The organism is Ignavibacteria bacterium (assembly GCA_041649015.1).
Taxonomy (GTDB): Bacteria; Bacteroidota; Ignavibacteria; order Tepidaquicellales; family Tepidaquicellaceae; genus CAIKZJ01.
This window is the reverse complement of record JBAZNU010000001.1, coordinates 96,973-117,362: the sequence shown is the minus strand read 5'-3', so window position 1 is coordinate 117,362 and position 20,390 is coordinate 96,973. Positions and strand designations below refer to the sequence as shown.

14 protein-coding genes are annotated in these 20,390 nt (G+C 37.2%); 9 read left to right on the top strand and 5 right to left on the bottom strand.

Going from position 1 to position 20,390, the window contains the following annotated elements; genetic code table 11:
- Positions 1–8: 8 nt before the first annotated feature.
- Positions 9–1,448, bottom strand: coding sequence for an NADP-dependent isocitrate dehydrogenase (locus tag WC644_00420; GenBank protein ID MFA5010391.1), 1,440 nt, complete (start codon positions 1,446–1,448; stop codon positions 9–11).
- Positions 1,449–1,694: 246 nt separating this feature from the next.
- Between WC644_00420 and WC644_00415 the strand changes: the two genes are divergently transcribed.
- From WC644_00415 to WC644_00385, 7 genes are all read left to right on the top strand, one after another.
- Positions 1,695–2,684, top strand: a complete 990-nt coding sequence (locus WC644_00415) for a N(4)-(beta-N-acetylglucosaminyl)-L-asparaginase (GenBank protein ID MFA5010390.1) — start codon at positions 1,695–1,697, stop codon at positions 2,682–2,684.
- 14 nt (positions 2,685–2,698) lie between these two features.
- The gene (locus WC644_00410; protein MFA5010389.1) at positions 2,699–4,117 is read left to right on the top strand and encodes an FAD binding domain-containing protein; all 1,419 of its coding nucleotides are present in this window, start codon (positions 2,699–2,701) and stop codon (positions 4,115–4,117) included.
- Positions 4,114–6,396, top strand: coding sequence for a molybdopterin cofactor-binding domain-containing protein (locus WC644_00405; protein MFA5010388.1), 2,283 nt, complete (start codon positions 4,114–4,116; stop codon positions 6,394–6,396). Before WC644_00410 ends, WC644_00405 begins: the two co-directional genes overlap by 4 nt.
- On the top strand, positions 6,396–7,340 hold the full coding sequence (locus WC644_00400; protein MFA5010387.1) for an XdhC family protein: 945 nt from the start codon (positions 6,396–6,398) through the stop codon (positions 7,338–7,340). The genes WC644_00405 and WC644_00400 overlap by 1 nt, the downstream gene beginning before the upstream one ends.
- 115 nt (positions 7,341–7,455) lie before the next feature.
- Complete coding sequence (locus tag WC644_00395; protein ID MFA5010386.1) at positions 7,456–9,330, top strand: S9 family peptidase; 1,875 nt, start codon at positions 7,456–7,458, stop codon at positions 9,328–9,330.
- A 331-nt stretch (positions 9,331–9,661) separates the two neighbouring features.
- The gene (locus WC644_00390) at positions 9,662–10,102 is read left to right on the top strand and encodes an Rrf2 family transcriptional regulator (protein MFA5010385.1); all 441 of its coding nucleotides are present in this window, start codon (positions 9,662–9,664) and stop codon (positions 10,100–10,102) included.
- A 55-nt stretch (positions 10,103–10,157) separates the two neighbouring features.
- The gene (locus WC644_00385) at positions 10,158–11,222 is read left to right on the top strand and encodes a 4Fe-4S binding protein (GenBank protein MFA5010384.1); all 1,065 of its coding nucleotides are present in this window, start codon (positions 10,158–10,160) and stop codon (positions 11,220–11,222) included.
- A 64-nt stretch (positions 11,223–11,286) separates the two neighbouring features.
- Here WC644_00385 and WC644_00380 read toward each other — a convergent pair whose 3' ends face one another.
- Together WC644_00380 and WC644_00375 are read right to left on the bottom strand one after the other, a co-directional pair.
- Positions 11,287–11,805, bottom strand: coding sequence for a DUF1858 domain-containing protein (locus WC644_00380; GenBank protein ID MFA5010383.1), 519 nt, complete (start codon positions 11,803–11,805; stop codon positions 11,287–11,289).
- Complete coding sequence (locus WC644_00375; GenBank protein MFA5010382.1) at positions 11,795–13,030, bottom strand: DUF438 domain-containing protein; 1,236 nt, start codon at positions 13,028–13,030, stop codon at positions 11,795–11,797. Before WC644_00375 ends, WC644_00380 begins: the two co-directional genes overlap by 11 nt.
- A gap of 135 nt (positions 13,031–13,165) precedes the next feature.
- Between WC644_00375 and WC644_00370 the strand changes: the two genes are divergently transcribed.
- Positions 13,166–14,734 carry an amidohydrolase gene (locus tag WC644_00370; GenBank protein MFA5010381.1) on the top strand — a complete coding sequence of 523 codons (1,569 nt, stop codon included), beginning with the start codon at positions 13,166–13,168 and terminating at the stop codon, positions 14,732–14,734.
- Between the two features lie 2 nt (positions 14,735–14,736).
- Here the strand turns inward: WC644_00370 and WC644_00365 are convergent, their stop codons facing one another.
- Positions 14,737–15,435 (bottom strand): hypothetical protein, encoded by a 699-nt coding sequence (locus tag WC644_00365; GenBank protein MFA5010380.1) that lies wholly within the window; start codon positions 15,433–15,435, stop codon positions 14,737–14,739.
- A gap of 101 nt (positions 15,436–15,536) precedes the next feature.
- On the opposite strand from WC644_00365, the gene WC644_00360 reads away from it, so the two are divergent.
- Positions 15,537–19,721, top strand: a complete 4,185-nt coding sequence (locus WC644_00360; protein MFA5010379.1) for a S8 family serine peptidase — start codon at positions 15,537–15,539, stop codon at positions 19,719–19,721.
- Between the two features lie 47 nt (positions 19,722–19,768).
- Here the strand turns inward: WC644_00360 and WC644_00355 are convergent, their stop codons facing one another.
- Complete coding sequence (locus WC644_00355) at positions 19,769–20,047, bottom strand: HU family DNA-binding protein (protein MFA5010378.1); 279 nt, start codon at positions 20,045–20,047, stop codon at positions 19,769–19,771.
- Positions 20,048–20,390 lie beyond the last annotated feature (343 nt).

The following is a 20,390-nucleotide window of genomic DNA, read 5'->3' as shown; positions in this document are numbered from 1 at the left end:
TGTGTTATTTAATTAGAAAATCCAGCAGAGCCGTCGAAGTTGTAAAGATTTTCAATTTTAATAAAATCAAAACCGGTTTCTCTTAATTTAGCAAGAAGGTCAATTATATTGTTGTGAGTTATTATCCCGCCTTTTTCCTTGCTCATAAACCTGCATCTGTACTGGTCAACGCAGTTTATGTATGGAGAGCCGTCCGGATAAACATTGACTCCTCTGTTGCTGATAGTAATAAGTTTAAGATTATCAGACTTAATTCGTGTCAGCATATTCCCAAGGTCGGCAGGCTTACCGCTGTTCCAGTCAAGGAAAACGTCAACGCCCACAAGGTCCTTTCTTTCTTCATCCCGTTTCTTTTCGGAAACGGAACCAACTCTGTGCGAAGGATTTGATGAATATTCAATAACTTTAAAGGACGATGGCATTTGACCTATGCGTTCAATTACTGCCTGAGCGAATTCCTTTGTGCCAACGGGTGTTGTGTGATGAACCTCGTCGTTAACGTCATAGGTATGAATTCCGTCCTCGAGAGTTTTTAGCCAGGCGTTATGAACTTTTGCGGCAACTTCCGGTTGTCCTATATGAACAAGCATCATGACAGCGCCAAGGAGTAATCCTGAAGGGTTCGCAGAATTCTGCCCTGCTCTTTTTGGAGCTGATCCGTGAATAGCTTCGAACATTGCAAACTCCTCACCGATGTTTGCAGAGCCTGCGAGTCCAACGGAGCCTGTCATCTGGGCAGTAACGTCTGAAAGAATATCACCGTAAAGATTTTCCATAACGATAACGTCGAACTGCTCGGGTGTAGTTGCGAGTTTAGCTGCACCTATATCAACAATCCAAACTTCTTTTTCAAGATCGGGATATTCCTCGCCTATTTCGTTAAAAATCCTATGGAACATACCGTCCGTGATTTTCATAATATTATCCTTTATGAAACACGTAACCTTCTTTCTGTTGTTGTTCGTTGCAAACTCGAATGCATATCTAACAATCTTTTCTGTTCCGGGTCTTGAGATAATCTTCAATGCTTGTGTAACCTGTCTCGATTGTTTGTACTCAATACCCGCATAAAGGTCTTCTTCATTTTCCCTAATTATAACAATATCCATTACAGTATGCTTTGTTCTGATGAAAGGATGATAAGAAACACATGGTCTTACGTTTGCGTAAAGTCCGAACATTTTTCTTGTGGCAACATTTAAGCTTTGATAACCGCTGCCCTGAGGGGTTGTGATAGGAGCTTTTAGGAATACCTTAGTCCGTTTAAGTGAATCCCATGATTCAGCAGCAATACCTGTAGAGTTTCCGTTTAAATAAACTTTTTCTCCAATCTCAATAGTTTCAATATCGAGTTCAGCACCTGCCGCGTGAATAATTTTTAAAGTCGCATCCATAATCTCGGGACCGATTCCGTCGCCATACGCAACTGTAATAGGGATTTTTGCCATTTTTCTACCTTTCAATTATTAAATTATTTGTCAAATTACAAAATAAGAAAAATAAAGTAAATATTAATAATTATATGGATTAAATTAAGATTGTGAAAAATCAATTAATATTTGACTTTATAATAGGTTAAACGATAAAGTTTTTATTTTAGTTCGTTTAAGGGCAACCCAAATAAAATTGTGTACTTATTAACGACTTTAATATTTACTCTAATATAATTTAATTACACAAAACAAATACACCTTATGATAAACAGAAGAAAATTTATAAGGAACGTTTCATTGTTCGCGGGAGCAATACCGTTCGTGAAACCACTTAACCTGAGCAGGTTTGCAAAAGGTACGGTTAATATGCCTTTGGTTCTTTCCACTTGGAATTTCGGTATACCTGCAAATGAAGAGGCTTTCAGAATTTTGTCAAACGGAGGACGGGCGCTGGATGCTGTTGAATCGGGAGTAAAAGTAACCGAAGCTGATCCAAAGGTAAACACAGTCGGTTACGGAGGTCTGCCTGACAGTGACGGTCATGTAACGCTTGATGCATGCATCATGGATGAAAATTACGGATGCGGCTCTGTGATGTTTCTTGAAGGCATCAAGCATCCAATTTCAGTTGCTCGTGCTGTGATGGAAAAGACACCGCATATAGTATTTGCGGGTGAAGGTGCCCTGCAGTTTGCTTTGCAGAACGATTTTAAAAAGGAGAATCTTCTAACGCCTGAATCAGAAGCTGCATGGAAAGAGTGGCTCAAGACGGGTATATATAAGCCATGGGAGAAGAAAGACTGGGATGAGGAAAATTCTCACGATACAATTGGAATGATTGCAATTGATAAAAGCGGTAATCTTTCCGGAGCATGTACAACAAGCGGTTTGAAGTTTAAGATGCACGGCAGAGTTGGTGATTCACCGATTATTGGCGCTGCTCTTTATGTCGATAATGAAGTTGGTGCTGCTGTAGCAACAGGAGTGGGGGAAGAGGTTATACGTATTGCAGGAGGACATACGGTTGTCGAATTAATGCGCAACGGTTACAGTCCTGCTGATGCATGCAAAGGGGCTATAGAGAGAATTGTTAGAATAAACAAAGAGAAGTCTAAAGACCTTCAGGTCGGATTTCTTGCTCTGAATAAGTTTGGAGAGCACGGAGCTTTTGCAATTCAGAAGGGATTTGAATATGCAGTTTATTCGGATTCAGAGAAGAATGTATTAAAGCAGTCTTTAAGCTTAATATAAGAATTTAAATCATTATGAAGGTACAACTAAAATTTATTTGCAATAAGGAAATTATTTCAGGTGACTTCAATCCTGCAATGACAGTGCTTGATTTTTTAAGGAATATGAAGGAACTGAAGGGTACTAAAGAAGGCTGCAGAGAAGGCGATTGCGGAGCTTGTACAGTACTCGTTGGTAAGCTAACTGGAAATTACGTACACTATAAAAATATTAATTCCTGTCTGCTGCCACTTGGCGATATAGACGGCAAGCATCTTGTTTCAGTTGAAGGTCTGAATATTGACGGGATGAATCTGTTCCAGCAGTTTCTTGTGAGTAACGGCGGGACGCAGTGCGGGTTCTGCACTCCCGGATTTGTAATGTCATTTTCTACATATTTACTAACTTCGGATGTGTTCGATATAAAAACGGTAAAAGATTACCTGACGGGGAACCTCTGCAGATGTACAGGGCATAAGGGTATTCTGAGTTCCGCTGAAGAAGTAATTAATATATTAAACAAGAAGGAAATCAGTTCAGACAGATTAATGTTTCTGTCTGATAATAAACTGATACCTGAATATTTTAAATTAGTAGCATCAAAGCTGAAACAGATTGCAAAAACAAAACCTTTGCATTCTTACGATGGCGTAAAGCAAATCGTATCAGGCGGTACGGATATTTATGTTCAGAAGGGAGATACAATTTCAAATAGTGATATTTCTCTGATGTCTGAAATGATTTCCGATGAGATGGTTAAAATTGCCGGAAATAATTGCATTGTATCTGCAGCGGCTTCGGTGGCAGACCTTGAATCTTCAGCAATATTTAGCAGAATGTTCCCTGAATTTAAAAATGTCGCCGAGCTGTTCGGTTCGAGACAAATTAGATACAGGGCTACTGTCGGAGGTAATATAAACAATGCTTCGCCTATAGGAGATATGACAGTATTCTTCCTTTCCCTGAACGCAAGAATAACACTGCTCGGTAAAGGTAATGCAAGAGAGATTTACCTGAAGGATTATTTTAAAGGATATAAGTCTCTTGATAAGAATGCCGATGAAGTAATGACGAAACTAGCATTCAGTATTCCAGACAGTACCTTTAAAAACAGTTTTGAAAAAGTTTGTAAAAGAAAGTATCTTGATATAGCAAGTGTGAACACTGCCTTCTCATGCAACGTTTCAGAAAATAAATTCAGAGATGTTCACATCTCAGCTGGCGGAGTTGCCCCTGTACCTTTGTATCTCGAAAAAACTTCTCAGTTAATCGAAGAAAAAATAATTAATATTGAAAATATTAACAGAGCAATGGAATTCTTACAAGAAGAAATATCGCCTATATCAGATGTTAGGGGTTCTGCGGATTATAAAAAACTGCTTCTGAGAAACCTGATGTATTCACATTTTATAAAGCTTTTCCCCGAAGTTATTAATGAGGAGGTGCTGATATGAACAATTATGATTCAATAAGGCACGTAAAGGGCGAGTCTTTATTCCTGGACGACCTAAGCATTCCCTCATCAACCCTGCATGGAGCTGTTTATTCTTCTCCGATAGCTCACGGGAAAATAAAAAGCATTAACTTTGAAGATGCAAAAAGTTCTGAAGGAGTTGCAGCGATATTTACTTACAAAGATATTCCTGGTGAAAATCAGATAGGCGGTATAATACAGGATGAAAAACTATTTTCTGTGAATGAAGTTGAATTTATTGGTGAGCCGATTGCCTTTATAGTGGCGAGAACTCAGGCACAGGCGCGTGCTGCGGTTAAAAAAGTTAAAGCCGAGTACGAACTTCTTGAAGTTATCACTGATCCTAAAGAAGCTTTTAAGAAAAACAGTCTGATTGTTAAAACACCAAAAGTTTATCAAAACGGAAATATCGAAGAAGTGTGGGAAAAATGCGATTTAATATTAGAAGATACCGTTGAATCGGGGGGGCAGGAGCATCTTTATTTGGAAACTCAGGCTGCTGTTACTTTACCAGCAGAAGGTAACGGAATTAAAATAATATCCTCAACTCAAAGCCCGTCAACTGTTCAGCGAATAGCGTCAAGAGTTTTAAACCTCCCTGCACATTTCATAGAATCGGAAGTTGTAAGGCTCGGCGGCGGGTTTGGGGGCAAGGAAGATCAGGCAACGGCCTGGGCTGTAATGACGGCACTCGCTGCGTACAAGCTGAAGAGGCCTGTAAAACTTATACTTGCAAGACATGATGATATGAGGCTGACAGGCAAGCGGCATCCATACGTTTCCGATTACAAAATTGGTCTTTCAAAAGTGGGTAAAATTCTTGCCTATGAAGTAACGTATTATCAGAATTCGGGTGCTGCCGCAGATTTATCAACTGCTATTCTTGACAGAACCCTTGCACACTGTACAAACAGCTATTTTATTCCAAACGTTAAAGCAATAGGATGGTGCTGCAAAACGAATCTTGCTCCAAACACTGCATTTAGGGGATTTGGTGGTCCGCAGGGAATGTTTGTTATTGAATCGGCTATTCATAAATCAGCCAAAATACTTGGACTTGATGCTCATCAGATACAATCCGTGAACCTTTTCAATGAAGGTGAAGAATTTCCTTTCGGTCAGAAAACCGAAAACTGTAAAGCTCGGATTTGCTTTGACACTCTTAATAAGAAGATTGATATAGAAAAAGTAAAGAAAGAGACAGAAGCATTCAACTCAGAGAACAAACTGTTTAAGAAAGGTTTTGCATTAATGCCGATATGTTTCGGAATATCATTTACAAACACAATGCTGAACCAAGCAAGTTCTTTGGTTCATGTTTACAATGACGGGAGCGTTGGCGTCAGTACGGGTGCGGTTGAAATGGGACAGGGTGTTAATATGAAAATTCGGCAGATTGCAGCTTCTGTTTTTGGGATAGATGTTTCTAATATTAAATCCGAAACCACGAACACCACACGAAATGCTAACACATCAGCCACGGCGGCAAGCAGCGGTGCGGATATGAACGGTAACGCAACGCTTATAGCTTGCAGAAACATTCTCGAAAGACTCGTGAAGTTCTATAAATCGAAGAATAATCTTGAAGAAACTGATATAGTCGAAGTTCAATATGAAAAGGTGTATCTGAACGGTGTTGAACGAGAAGAAACCTGGAAAGAAATTGTTCTGCAGGCTTACATTAATAGGATTGACCTTTCTGAACACGCATTCTATGCAACGCCTGAAATATTTTTTGATACGAAAATTAATAGGGGTAAACCATTTGCATATCACGTTTACGGTACTGCATTGATAACCGCTAAAGTTGACTGTCTCAGGGGAACTTACAAGATTGAAAGAGTTCATGCAGTACACGATTTCGGACAAAGCATCAATAATGTTATCGACAGAAGTCAGGCAGAAGGTGCGTTAATGCAGGGTATTGGGTGGATGACAATGGAAGAAATTATTCATGACAAAGAAGGAAAACTTCTTACGAGCACACTTTCTGCTTATAAAGTACCGGACATAAATTATACTCCCGAAGTTTTTGAAATAGATTTTCTCGAAAACTCATTTAATAAACCGGGACCATTAAACTCTAAAGCAATCGGCGAACCTCCGTTTATGTACGGTATAGCTTCTTACTTTGCTTTAAGGAATGCAATTGAAGCATTTAATAAAGATGCAGAATTCAACTATACATCACCGATGACACCGGAAAGAGTATTGATGAGTTTGTACAAAGGAAAGTCACTTAAAAAATCAATCACGTAATGAAACAGATAAATTTCTGGCAGGAGTTAAATGATAATCTTAATAAGCACGGTAGTCTTGCACTTGCCGTGGTCTACGATGCTGACCATTCAACGCCCGGTAGAGCAGGGTTCAAAATGTTTGTAACACCGGAAGGCAGTGCCCGGGGAAGCGTCGGAGGAGGTAAAGTTGAAGGTATGGTTATAGATGAATGCAAAGAGCTTTACATTAAATCTGTTACAAAGAATTACTTCAAAGAATACAAGCTTCTTGGCGACGCTCCCGAAAGCATCGGCATGATTTGCAACGGCGTACAAATAATAGGTTTTGTAATGCTTAAAAATAAAGATGTCGCAACAGTAGAAAAAATCATCAAAGCTTCTGACACACACAAAGAAGGCAGCTTAATAATTTCGGAAAACTCATTTGTTCATTCGGATCAACCAACGCACTTGACAGGGTTCGACGCAAAAACCGGTGTATATTCCGAAAGAATTGGAGTTAGAAACAGAGTATATGTATTCGGCGGGGGGCACGTGGGACTTGCAATTTCAAAAGTAATGTCACAACTTGATTTTAAAGTCATAGTTGTTGATAACCGCAAAGATGTTGAAACACTGAAGGAAAATAAATACGCAGATGAAATTATTATCGAGGATTTTGTAAAATCCACTGATAACATAATTGAAGATGCTTATTCTTTCGTCGTTATTGTAACTCCCGGACACCTGCAGGATAAAGATGTATTACGTGCAGTCTTGAACAAGAATGTGAAGTACATCGGGATGATGGGAAGTGAATCAAAAGTAAGAGCACTTTATAAAGAGCTGAAGAAAGAAGGAATCGATCCCTTGCTGATTGAAAGAGTACATTCACCGATTGGTTTAAAGATTAAAAGTGAAACGCCGGATGAAATCGCAATCAGTATTGCCGCGGAAATTATTAAGATTAAAAACACTATTTAATATATACCGGGATAATCCTCGGGTTAGTGTATTTAAATTATAATAGTAACATAACTTTATATGTAATATATTCGTATAATCTATTATCTATAAACTTTTTAATATTATAACTATTATGAAAAAATTAATATTATTTAATCTTGCAATTTTCATGTTAGTATCATTTGCTCTTAATGCACAGGTAAGGGAAATTCCTTTAAAGGATTTCTTCAAAAATCCCGAAAAGACGGGCTATCAAATATCTCCCGATGGAAATTATTTTTCTTTTCTTGCACCATGGGAATCTCGTTTAAACATCTTCGTTCAGAAAATCGGCGATAATGATGCCGTCAGAATTACCTCAGCTAAAGAAAGAGATATTACCTCCTACTTCTGGAAGGGTAACAACAAAATAATGTACCTTCAGGATAAAGCAGGTGATGAAAACTTCAAGCTTTACTCCGTTAACAAAGACGGAAGTGATTTAAAACTGCTTACACCCGAAGACAAAGTCAGAGCAGGAATTGTTGATGACCTTGAGGACATTGATGATTACATGCTTATCAGCATGAATGAAAGAAATCCGCAGGCATTCGATGTTTACAGACTAAACGTGAATACCGGCGAAAAGAAAATGATTGCTGAAAATCCCGGCAATATTATGGGATGGATTACCGACCACGACGGAAAACTTAGAGTTGCGACCGCCTCAGACGGTGTTAATAGCGTAGTGCTTTACAGGGGGACGGAGGACGAGCCATTCAAAGAGGTCCTCGTAACAAACTTCAGGGATGAACTCAATCCTCTGTTTTTTACTTTCGATAATAAGTTCATGTATGCATCCTCTAATCTCGGACGTGATAAAAGCGCTATTGTGAAATATGATATTGCAAACGGCAAAGAAATTGAAGTAATGTATGAAAATCCGGACGTTGATGTTAGCGGTTTGAGTTATTCGAGAAAAAGAAAAGTATTAACAACAATTTCTTACGTTAAAGAAAAAAGAGAATTGAAGTTTCTCGATTCTGAAACCGAAAAAAGATATGACAGGCTAAAAAAAGAGCTGGGTGACTATGAAGTTGTTATTACAGGTTTAAATAAAAATGAAGACAAATTCCTCGTTAGAACATACAGCGATAGATCATTGGGTTCATATTATTTTTATGACGCAGCGTCAGATAAATTATCAAAAATAGTCGAGGTAAGCCCATGGTTGAATGAAAATGAATTATCTGTACAGAAACCCGTAACATATAAATCCAGAGATGGTCTCACTATACACGGTTATTTAACTCTGCCTGTCGGTGTTGAACCAAAGAATCTTCCTGTAGTTATGAATATTCACGGCGGTCCCTGGGCACGTGATAACTGGGGATTCAACCCTGAAGTGCAATTCCTTGCAAACAGAGGCTTTGCAGTCCTGCAGGTGAATTATAGAGGTTCAACCGGCTACGGAAAAAAATTCTGGGAAGCATCTTTCAGGGAGTGGGGAAAGAAAATGCAGGATGATGTATCAGACGGCGTAAAATGGCTCATCTCTGAAGGCGTTGCTAATCCTAAGAAAGTAGGAATCTACGGAGGCAGTTACGGCGGTTATGCTACACTTGCGGGTCTTGCATTCTCGCCTGAACTTTACGCTTGCGGCGTTGACTATGTCGGCGTTTCAAACCTTTTCACATTCATGAAGACCATTCCTCCCTACTGGGAACCTTTCAGAAAAATGATGTATGAAATGGTTGGTAATCCGGAGGTTGATAGTGCCCTGTTCGTTTCGGCGTCACCCGTTTTCCATGCAGATAAAATTGTCGCTCCTTTGTTAGTGGTTCAGGGAAAAATGGATCCGAGAGTAAACATCGCCGAGTCAGACCAGATGGTTGAGGCAATGAAGAAACGCGGAGTCGATGTTGAATACATGGTAAAAGACAACGAAGGTCATGGTTTCCGCAACGAAGAAAACCGATTTGATTTCTACGGTGCTATGGAAACATTCTTAAAGAAGCACTTGAAATAATATCAAATATTTTTGTAGTTGAAAGTCCGCACTGATTTCAGTGCGGACTTTTTATTTTAAAAGTCTCATATTTATTTTGTTTCTTTAATTCAAAATCCAAATAGATTTCATTAATTTGATAAACTGTTATCACATATATGTATGCAATAAGTGCGCATAAAGTACGCATATTTATTACCTTTTATCCTGTACTATTATCTGCATCTTTATATTTGTGTTTAATAAAGTCCTTTTTTAAAAATATCATAAAAATCTATGCTCAGTTATTTTTCTATTGTTTAAATCGGACAAAGTAATTATATTTAATAAGATAAATATATCTGATTACAATATGACTGTTATATTCTCTAAAAAATGTGAGTATGGACTGCAAGCAGTTCTCTATCTTTCAACCCTTGAAGATCATACTATGGCTTCTGCGGATGAAATATCAAAAAAACTAAAAATCCCGAGGGAGTTTGTTTCTAAGATTCTTCAGAGTCTTACTTTGAAAAAACTCGTTGCTTCCAAGAAGGGAAATTCAGGAGGCTTTTTTCTTGACAGAAAGCCCTCACAGATTAAGCTCATAGAAATTGTCGAGGCTATTGATGGTCTGTCTTTATTCAACAACTGCGTGCTTGGCTTTCCTAATTGCACTCCAAAGAACCCTTGCCCAGTGCATAATAAGTGGGGCAAACTAAGGAAAGATGCTTATGAAATGTTGTCAAATGAAACTCTGGACCAATTCAGAAAGAAGACCATCGCAAAGATTAAGACGATAAACAATAACTAAGTTTAGCAGAGGAATAAATTAACTTAGGAGGAATAAGTTAAATTTATTCATTCAAATGAAAACAGTATCTAAAAGATCTAAGAAATTCAAAATCCGTGATTACAGGTTCTACATTCAGCTTGCCTTTGCTCTACTTTGTATATGGATAGGTGTTGAATTTTATTTATTCATAAATTTTCTTGAATCGCAGGGCTCGGCTCCCTTCTATTCCCGTCCCCCCGGGGTTGACGGCTTTCTGCCTATAAGTTCCCTCATGAGTTTTTACCTTTTTCTTATGACCGGAGAAATCAGTCTTGTTCATCCAGCAGGATTCTTTATTTTTACCGCAATAGTTTTAATATCGCTTGTTTTCGGGAAATCATTCTGCAGCTGGTTTTGTCCTGTCGGCTTTCTTTCTGAACTTCTCGGTGACCTTGGAGAAAAAATCTTTAAGAGAAAACTTAAACTTCCTAAGTTTCTCGATTATCTTCTGAGAAGCCTTAAATATCTTCTTCTTGGTTTCTTCGTGTATTCAATTTTCTTCCTGATGACGGATATGGCTATTAAAGCTTTTCTTGAAGATACTTATAATATTATGGCAGACATCAAAATGTATTATTTCTTTGCTGATATATCAAGATTCTCACTCATAGTCATCTCAATTCTTTTTGTATTGTCAATTCTTATTCGAAATTTCTGGTGCCGCTTTCTCTGCCCTTATGGTGCCCTGCTTGGAATTCTGACTTTGTTGAGCCCCAATAAAATTAAGAGGAACACTACCTCATGTATAGACTGCAAGCTATGTACAAAAGCATGCCCATCTTCTATAAATGTTCATAAAATTAAAACTGTAATTTCTGATGAATGTTCTTCATGTATGAACTGCGTTGACGTTTGCCCTGTTAAGGATACTCTTGAACTTAAAAATATTGTCATTAAGAAAACAATCAATAAGAAGTGGGTTGCAATAGGAGTAGTAGGATTATTTATGCTTGTTACGGGTTTCGGTATGATAACTGGTTACTGGCAAAACAAGATAACAAAAGAAGAATATTTATTTCACCATAAAAATATAGACAATCTCGGACATCCTACTGATTCTGAATCAATTGAAAAGATGAATAACGATGTGAGAAGATAATATTTTAATATAACCTGCCCCTGCTATTAAGAAGCAGGGGCAGAAATTAATACTCTTCAAATTTTTACTGTTTTCTGAAATAGGTCAAAACTCTCCCATCCATCATATCCGCTGAATATACCTGAAATCCCTTTGCCGACACCATATCAATCAGCGGTGCGGGTGTAAATGATGTAACCAACAAATATATTTCTCCTGCCTTAAGCTTGTTTGTTTCCTGAACAACCTTATTTACCGGATGTACTCCTGCTTCAAGGTCTTCTCTCGCATCATAAAATTTTCTTATGTTAGTCTCGTCAATCCAGTCCGGCTTTTCTCCCTCTTCACTTTTTTCAGCTGATAAATCAGTATTTCCTTGTCCAACCTCTGCTCTTAACTTATTAATTAAATCTCCTATACTTACTTTTCCCACTACTGATGCCTGTTTAAGTGTTGTGACTTTTGCAATAGTCTTCCTTAGTATTGGGTTCTTAAGTTTTACAAATACCGGTGCAATCTCAATTAGTTTATCCTCAAGTTGCGGATATTCTTTCAGCAGTTCCGCTACTTTTATATCAGGTGTAATAATTAGTTTACTTGTCATAAGTCAGTAATCTCCTTTCACCTTCTGTCTTTTTTAGTTCTGCTATATCCTGAGTTATTTCTGCAGTTCCCAGATATTCACCGTTCTTATTTCTTATGGCATAGTAAGCTATATGAACAAACATCCCTTTGAAGTTTATCCAGAACTTTGCTGAATCCTGTTTCCCTGACCTGAAATCATCAATTATCTTATCAACTATATGTACGCTTGATGGTGGATGGCAAAACTGAACCTGTCTTCCAAGTATAGCTTTGCTTCTTTCAAATATCCTTTGATTACCATGCGAAAAGAACTTCACCTTGTCGTCTTTATCAACAAATGTTATGTCAAATGGCACCGAATCTAAAAGAGATTCAAGTTCTTCAACAGTAAATGATCCCGTCGAAAGTTTTATCTTATCTGATGTTACATTGCTTCCCTCATTTTCAACCAGTACTCCTTCAGGCTTCCACTCTTTTGTTGGTACGTAAATGCAATTGCCGATATCATCAGCTTGCTTATAAACATCATACCAGTCAATATCAGTAAACTTATCCAGACACATTGGGAATAATATCTTCTCTTCCTTGTCAATCATTTCCTGTAATGCTTCTGCAGTTGGTGATAGCATGAGGTCTATGTATCCTTGAAGAGTATCTGCACCTACCTTCTCATTGTCGTTAAGCACGCTTATTGATGACTTTAAAAACTGCCTTACCTCATCATCTTTTCCCCACATCACAGTCGAAGGTCCTGTTATATTATACTTTTCAAGAATAGAAAATATTATGTTCTCCTTTTTCATGTAATGCTTTTCAACGTCCATGAGCAGATTGAAAATTCCTTTTAGTTGATTTACAACTTCCGGAATGTTTACCGAATCCTTGTTGAACTTACACTTAATAAATATATCCTTTAATTTTGCTAGTTCTGCTTCAATAGCTCTGTTTTCCATTCTTAACGTATCCACGGGATGCCCCTCCGGAACGGGCTTCATGAATGTAAGGTCAATGTTATCTTTAAGTGCTCGTGAATGCATGTCGCAGTATTTCTGTATTTCCTGCGGCGGAAGTCCTTCATTTATTAACTCCTGCTCTGCTTGTACAACCTCTCCGTAAGGAACCTGACCCAGCATCTCTTCAAGATCAGCTTTTGTTTTTTCAAGGCTTTCATCCTCATGCAGTTTCAGTAGAAGTTGTTTAAGTTTTTGTACTCTCTCGCTGCTGTTGTTTATTAATTCACTCATAAAATTCTAATGTTTATTATCAGACAATATAGTCTTATTATAATCAACAACCATTATAATTATTTGGTTTCAAATAGTATCTAAATTAATATATTTTTACGTTGTTCTATTCTCTGGCATTAAATAAATTTGTCTATGAAAACACTACTCTATAACGGAAAAATCTGGCTTAGCAGCGGATATTATGCTTCAACGGTCGGAATAGATTCAGATACCGGAACAATTATATTCGTTGGCAAAGGTAAAGCAGATGATAAGAATATTTATTCTGATGCTATCGACCTTAAAGGAAAACTTGTTCTGCCTGCTTTCACTGACGGGCATTGCCATTTGTTAAAAGGTGCTCTTGTCAATTCAGAAGTAAATCTTAGATATTCTGCCTCCCGCAAAGATTTTGAAACCCAAATCCATTCTTACAGAAGTAATCTGAAGAAAAGCAGCTGGATTTTAGGAGGCTATTTCTCGGAAGCTAATTTCAATGAAGACATTACAATAAACAAAAACTTTATAGACAGCATCTGCAGCGATATCCCTGTAGTTCTTTTCCGTACAGACCTGCATTCTATTGTCTGTAATACTCTTGCTCTTGAAAAACTTAATATAAGAAATGTTGTCGATAATTTTTCCTCTGATGAAGTTATAAAAGATTCCGATGGTAATCTTACCGGTGAATTGAAAGAAAGAGCTATGTACTTCGTAATTCATAATTTGCCGCAAAAAAGCATATCAGAGAAAAAGGAAATTCTTAAAACACAGATAGAAAGACTCCATTCATTCGGAATCACATCGGTAACCGATATTTCCTGGCGCGAAGACCTCGATGTTTACAAATCACTTTTTGATGATAAAGAATTGAATCTTAAGATTAATTCTGTTGTGCCTTTTACCGAGTATGAAAAGGTGGACGAATACAGAAACGAGTTTTCTCCTTATAAATCATTCATACGTTTCGGTGGAATGAAGGCTTTTTACGATGGATCCCTTTCCAGTAAGACTGCTTTGTTCTTCGATAATTACAAAGGTACTGAATCCTCCGGTTTAAGTACAGAAGAAGTAACAAGCGGTTTACTAAAAGAACGGGCTTTCAAAATTGATAAAGCAAGTCTCCAGCTTGTTGTACATGTAATCGGGGATAGAGCCGTCAGCGAAGCGCTTGACCTTGTGGAAGAGCTTAAAACGAAAAGCGGTATCTGGGACAGAAGAGTGAGGCTTGAACATATTCAACACGTATCTGAAAAAGACCTTGACAGATTTAAAAAACTTAACATTATTTCATCTGTCCAGCCGGCTCATCTTTTCTTTGACGCAAAAGTAGCAACTGAGAATCTTGTCCACCCCGAAACCACACATGTATTTAAGAAACTTGTTGATAGAGGCAATATAATATGTTTCGGGACTGATTTTCCTGTTGTTCCTGAAAATCCGTTTGAGAATATATATTATGCTATGACCCGCAAGGCAGCAGGTTTTGAAAATGGATTTAATACTGATATGTGTCTCGATCTCGAGACCTGCCTGAAAGCATATACTATTAATAATGCGTATGCAAGTTATGAGGAAAATATTAAAGGCAGTATAAGAGAGGACAAGCAGGCAGATTTGATAGTGGTTGATAGAGATATATTTCAAATCAGTCCCGATGAGATTAAAAATGCCGTTGTTGAAACAACGTTCATCAACGGCAAAATCATTTACAGCAAGTAATACTACTTTTTCAGTACGGCTTCAAGGTAAAGTTTCTTTGTCTTATCGAGCATTAGTTCTGAAACAGGAAAAGACCATTTTCCCTTATTACCTTCAGTACTCAAAGCATTGCTGCTTTCAATCTCGTATGGAAACTCAATCTCAAAATTTACGTTTTTATTAGCGAATAAAAATGAAAATGCCTTCATGTTGTCTTCTTGGTCCATATCATTACCCGGGTCGGGTTTGTATAACAAACTGAAGTTTATCGTATTCTCGTTTTCTTTCCAGACGATTTCAGATTTACTTTCTTGTTCACCGGACATTTCTTTTGCAGACATGTTTGTTGCGTAACCAAGTTTTGAAACGTCATCAAAATTATATTCAAACCTGTATGTAACCGAAGAGTCTTCATTCGTCGTTCCTGTCAATGATATAAGCTGAATCCCTTCTTTTGCGCCGAGATTTTCCCTTATCGGAATTAGCATCACATCGTGATTATAAAGAGAATCTTTAACCGATATTGCTTTAGACGAATCCAGAGATTGTACCATCGTAAATATTATCTGATAAAAATTTCTATCAATATCAAATGTTTGCACCTCTGTTCCTGTTCCGTTGCTGTTTATTTTAATTTTCCGGTCAATGTTTAAGCATGAACTTAAAGTAACCATACTTAAAATGGCAATTACAATAAAGATGTAGAATCTTGAATTTTTCATGATGTAGTTTTCCAATAAAATATATTTAATTTGTAATATTTTTTAAAGTATGAACTTGTTATTATTACGTATCAATGTTTTTTAAAAAGCTCATATTGCTGTTGTTATTACTATCGGCTGCCTCCTCAGTTTTTCCGCAGTCTGCAAGATTAGTAATTAAGTTCAAACAGAATACTCCTGAAACCGTTCTTAGTGATTTCGCAAATAATAACCTAAGAAATTCACAAAATCCTTTGTTGAAATCAATAGAAAAATACAATATTATTACGTCTGCCCGGCTTTTTAATAAGTATGTTTCCAAGCTTAATCTTAAGAATAATGAGAACAATGGTCTTGATAAAATATTCATACTCAGCGCCAACACATCGGAAGTGAACAACCTTGTTTCAGAAATTAAGATGAATAAATACGTTGAATACATTAACGAAATAAGGAGCCTGAATCTTGAGTCTGTGACTACTAACGATACATACTTTTCCAATCAATATTATTTAAACATGGTAAATGTTCCTCCTATCTGGGATTCGCAGCAGGGTGGAACGCTTGTCGGTATTATAGATTCAGGTATGGATTTCCTTCATCCTGACCTTCAGCAAAGCTATTTTATAAACACGGGAGAATACGGCAACGGCAAAGAGAATAACGGGATTGATGATGATAATGACGGATTCGTTGATAACTGGCGCGGCTGGAATTTTATTACAAATACCAACAATGTTGATGATGATAATATATACTCTCATGGAACATGCGTTGCAGGTGTTATTTCAGCAGGATTCAATAACGGCATAGGTATATCATCTGTAACTGCGGGTTCAAAATCATTAATACTGAAATGCTTCAATTCACAGGGTATAGGTTACGAAGACCATATCGCATCTGGAATACTTTACTCTGTCATGCAGGGAGTAAAAGTCATCAACATGAGCTTCGGCGATTACATATACAGCGATTTACTTCGTGATGTTATAAAATTTGCTTATGCTAATAATGTTGTACTTGTTGCTTCAGCGGGCAACGATAATTCTTATGTACTACATTATCCTTCTTCTTTCGATGAGGTAATTTCTGTTGGGGCAAACGACGAAAATTATAACAAGGCATCATTCTCTGCTTATGGAGTGACAGTTGACCTTTATGTACCCGGCGTTAATATCCTTACAACATCGCGGCTTAGTCAGGGTTCACAGGAGTTTGGCAATGATTATATGTATGCAAACGGCACTTCATTCTCCGCACCGATTGTTGCTTCAATAGCATCATTGTTGATGGCAAAGAATCCTACACTATCAAACGAAGATTTAAGAGGTATTCTTGTCTCTTCAACAAGATATTTTCCTAATCAGACAAACTGGGATGACTATTACTCCTCCGGAATTCTTAATTCGTTATCTGCTTATCAGAATTATAATAATCCTACAACTGTAAGAATATATTCTCCTTATCTTAACTACAGTTTTACGAACGATACCGTGAATATTGCTTTAACGGCTGCCTCTGCCTTTTTTAATTCTTATTCTTTAAAGTTTGGTACAGGACTAAAGCCGGATAATTATACAAATCTTTTCTCATCTTCTGTTCAGGTTATAAGGGATACAGTTTTTAAATGGAATACATCATCTTTACAGGACACTATCTATACACTTAAACTTCAAATCTTTTCCGGAAGCGGAAAAATAATTGAGCACAGCACTATAATTAATAAGAGTGAAGCCCTTCCGCAAATAACCAACTATACAAACGGAGAGATAGTTTATAAAGACGGTTTCTCGGAATTCATTACGTTTAATACAAACGTTCCGACTAAAGGTTTTATTTATTATAAACGCAGGAATGTAAACGAACCATACACCTCAATTCCGGCTGATGAAGGCAATATCGGTTATATAACAACCAATCATTTCGCACAGCTTGAGCATTTTAAACTTTCGGCTGAAACCGATTATGAATACTATCTGGAAGCAAGTTCGTTAAACGGAAAGAATACAATTCTCAATGATTCCTCATTTCATTTCAAAACAAAGAAGCAGATTGATATATACTCGTATATACAGAAACCTTATAGCCTGCCGAAGTCACAGGTATTTGACAAAGTAGTTGATATTAGTAATTCCGGCAGAAAGAATGTGTTTATAAACAATCTTAATACCGGATTAACAGCAGAGATATATGAATTTAACGGAAATAAATTTAATCTTTCCACACCTGCATGGATTGGAAGTAACGTAATACGTGATATTATTTTAAGGAATAACAAATGGAGTCTGCTTACATCATCCCAGCAAAGAGCGGGAAGCATTTATCAATCTCCAAACGATTATCAGGTGCCTTCTGTAAAGATATGGGAAAGCGGTAGTCAGAATGAATTCTGGTCGTCAAGGTATGCTGATGTTGACGGAGACGGTGGTGAAGAGATTCTTGGTTTTGATGTTAACGGACTCAGTATAATGAAATATCAGGTTAACGTATCTGATTTTGCATATTTAAATTATCTTCCTTCAAACGCTTCTAATTTTGCCAACTCACAGAATACACTTGTTCATGATTTCGATAATGACGGCAAGATTGAAATTGTTTTCACGAATTCTTTCTTCGACAGCGATGGTGTACAGAAAACCTCTGTCAATATATATGAATATGTCAACGGAAATACATTTGCTTTATTTTTCCATGAAGAGTATCCTCTTGTAATCAAAGGCGATAACTTAAGTCTCGGCGATTTTAATGGTGACGGACAAAAAGAAATAGCTGTCGGCTTCAGTACTGAACTTGCCATACCCGTAAGACTTTTTTCCGTGCTGTTTATAAAAAGTACAGGCAATAATTCATTCTCTGAATATGCTTCGATTGAATTGTACAACAACAACCCGCAGTCTGAAATTTCCTCGAAGTCAGGTGATACAGATAACGATATTAAAGATGAGTTAATAATAAGCGAGGGAAATTCATTATACGTGGTTAAATATAATCAGACGTCAAACAAGTATGAACCTGTATTCTTCAAAGAAGGTATTAACTCGTACAATTCGATAACATATGATTTTGATAATAACGGAATAAAAGAAGTCGGTGTGAACACTGCCGACTCTCTGATATTTCTGGAAAAGAATATTCCCTTTGCAGGTCCTTCGACGCCAACGGGTTTAAAGGGTTACAGCGCTGACTCAAACTCTGTGAATATTTCATTCCAGAAAGTAATCGGTGCGCAGTACTATAGAATTTACAAAGGGAATAGCGATTCAACGGGATACACACTAATAGATTCAACCTCATCATTTGGTTATAGTGATAATTCAGTAAGCAATAAAAGAGATTACTACTATAAAGTTTCTGCGATTGATACAACCAAAACAGTAAGAGAAAGCATTTTGTCAGGTTCAGTAAAAGTTTATGTTCACAACAAGTCAAAACTATTGAGTGCCATCTATGACAAAGGCAGCGTATTTCTTAAGTTCTCCGAAAAAATCCCTGTTGTGGTTCCAAATCCTGATTCGTTCTTCTTAAACGGTATAAAAAATCCAAACAGCGTTGCTATCAAAAGCAATTATGAATATGTTCTAAGTTTTAAGGATAAAATCAGTAACGGTACGAATGCGATAACAACAAAGGGTTTGTTAGATTACAATGCGTCGCCTGTTGATACTAATGCTGTATCATTTACAGTTCAGGAATATGATTCATCTTCATTTTATATAAGCACGTTGAAGCTTGTGAGCAATGATATGCTTACAGTAGAATTTAACGATAATGTTGATACAGTATCAGCTTATAATCTTTCAAACTATGTTATTGAGCCGTTTAACCTGAAAGTAATTTCCGCGGGAAGGGATAATTCAAATAAAAAACTTCTGCACCTCGGTGTTAACAGCAAAGGAAATATCGGTGCGAGCGGAAAGACTTATTTCATAAGACTTAACAATATATTTTCCGAGAGCGGCGCAAAAATAGTTAACGGAAGTGGCAGTATGTTCAGTCTCAGTTTTGTAAAAGAAGACCTTTCGGGAATTTCAGTATATCCGAATCCTTTCAGCAAAAGCAAAGCATCAAAACAGTCTGTTACTTTCGCAAACCTGACAAAGACCGCTAAAATATACGTGTACAGTCTTACCGGGGTAACGGTAGCCGAACTGACGGAGAACGACGGTAACGGCGGTGTTGAGTGGGACCTCAGGGATTCCAAAGGAAACGAAGTACCTTCCGGAATTTATATTTATAAAGTAGAGGGCAAGAATTCCCAAGGCGTGGAAGTCGAAAGCAACATGAGTAAATTCGCGGTTATAAAATAAGAAAGCACTGCAAAGCAGTGCCTTCTATTCGTTAAACTGTCTTAAATTTATTTTCCGTTTACGAAATCGCTAAATTCTTTACCTGCCTTGAATTTAACAGTTTTCTTCGCAGCAATCTTAATCGGTTTTCCTGTTTGCGGGTTTCTACCTGTTCTTGCTTTTCTCTTTCCAGATGAGAAAGTACCGAAACCAACGAGACCTACTCTGTCACCTTTTTTAACTGCCTTTTTAACGGCTGTCATGAATGATTCAAGTACTGCTCTTGCGGCTACTTTTGTGATTTTAGCATCACCTGCTAATTTGTCGATGAGTTGTTCTTTGTTCATAGTTATGTAATTTAATTTATTAAACAGTTAAAAATAGTATTGAAATATGAAAAAAGCAAGAAGTAAACAAATGACACTTTTTTCCGACCCCCTGTTTTCCCTAATCTGTATTGATTTCCCGTAAACATAGTAAATCCACACAATCTACTATATCCGTAAACCCTTATAAACACTGTATTGTCGTCCGCAACGATATTTCATTCCTCAAATGCGTATTCATTTCCCGCTGCAGGCTCAACATTCAGAGGGCGGCAATTAATTAAGAATTCAATCTCATAAGGCACATTCCCCCTCACTCTGCATGCATAAATGTATTTTTATCTTAAACTCTATTTAGTAGATT

Coding starts and splice junctions, on each gene's coding strand:
- WC644_00405 (MFA5010388.1), top strand. CDS start 4,114: ATGAACAATTATGATTCAATAAGGCACGTAAAGGGCGAGTCTTTATTC.
- WC644_00415 (MFA5010390.1), top strand. CDS start 1,695: ATGATAAACAGAAGAAAATTTATAAGGAACGTTTCATTGTTCGCGGGA.
- WC644_00365 (MFA5010380.1), bottom strand. CDS start 15,435: ATGAAAAATTCAAGATTCTACATCTTTATTGTAATTGCCATTTTAAGT.
- WC644_00355 (MFA5010378.1), bottom strand. CDS start 20,047: ATGAACAAAGAACAACTCATCGACAAATTAGCAGGTGATGCTAAAATC.
- WC644_00375 (MFA5010382.1), bottom strand. CDS start 13,030: ATGAGTGAATTAATAAACAACAGCAGCGAGAGAGTACAAAAACTTAAA.
- WC644_00390 (MFA5010385.1), top strand. CDS start 9,662: ATGACTGTTATATTCTCTAAAAAATGTGAGTATGGACTGCAAGCAGTT.
- WC644_00400 (MFA5010387.1), top strand. CDS start 6,396: ATGAAACAGATAAATTTCTGGCAGGAGTTAAATGATAATCTTAATAAG.
- WC644_00410 (MFA5010389.1), top strand. CDS start 2,699: ATGAAGGTACAACTAAAATTTATTTGCAATAAGGAAATTATTTCAGGT.
- WC644_00370 (MFA5010381.1), top strand. CDS start 13,166: ATGAAAACACTACTCTATAACGGAAAAATCTGGCTTAGCAGCGGATAT.
- WC644_00385 (MFA5010384.1), top strand. CDS start 10,158: ATGAAAACAGTATCTAAAAGATCTAAGAAATTCAAAATCCGTGATTAC.
- WC644_00380 (MFA5010383.1), bottom strand. CDS start 11,805: ATGACAAGTAAACTAATTATTACACCTGATATAAAAGTAGCGGAACTG.
- WC644_00395 (MFA5010386.1), top strand. CDS start 7,456: ATGAAAAAATTAATATTATTTAATCTTGCAATTTTCATGTTAGTATCA.
- WC644_00420 (MFA5010391.1), bottom strand. CDS start 1,448: ATGGCAAAAATCCCTATTACAGTTGCGTATGGCGACGGAATCGGTCCC.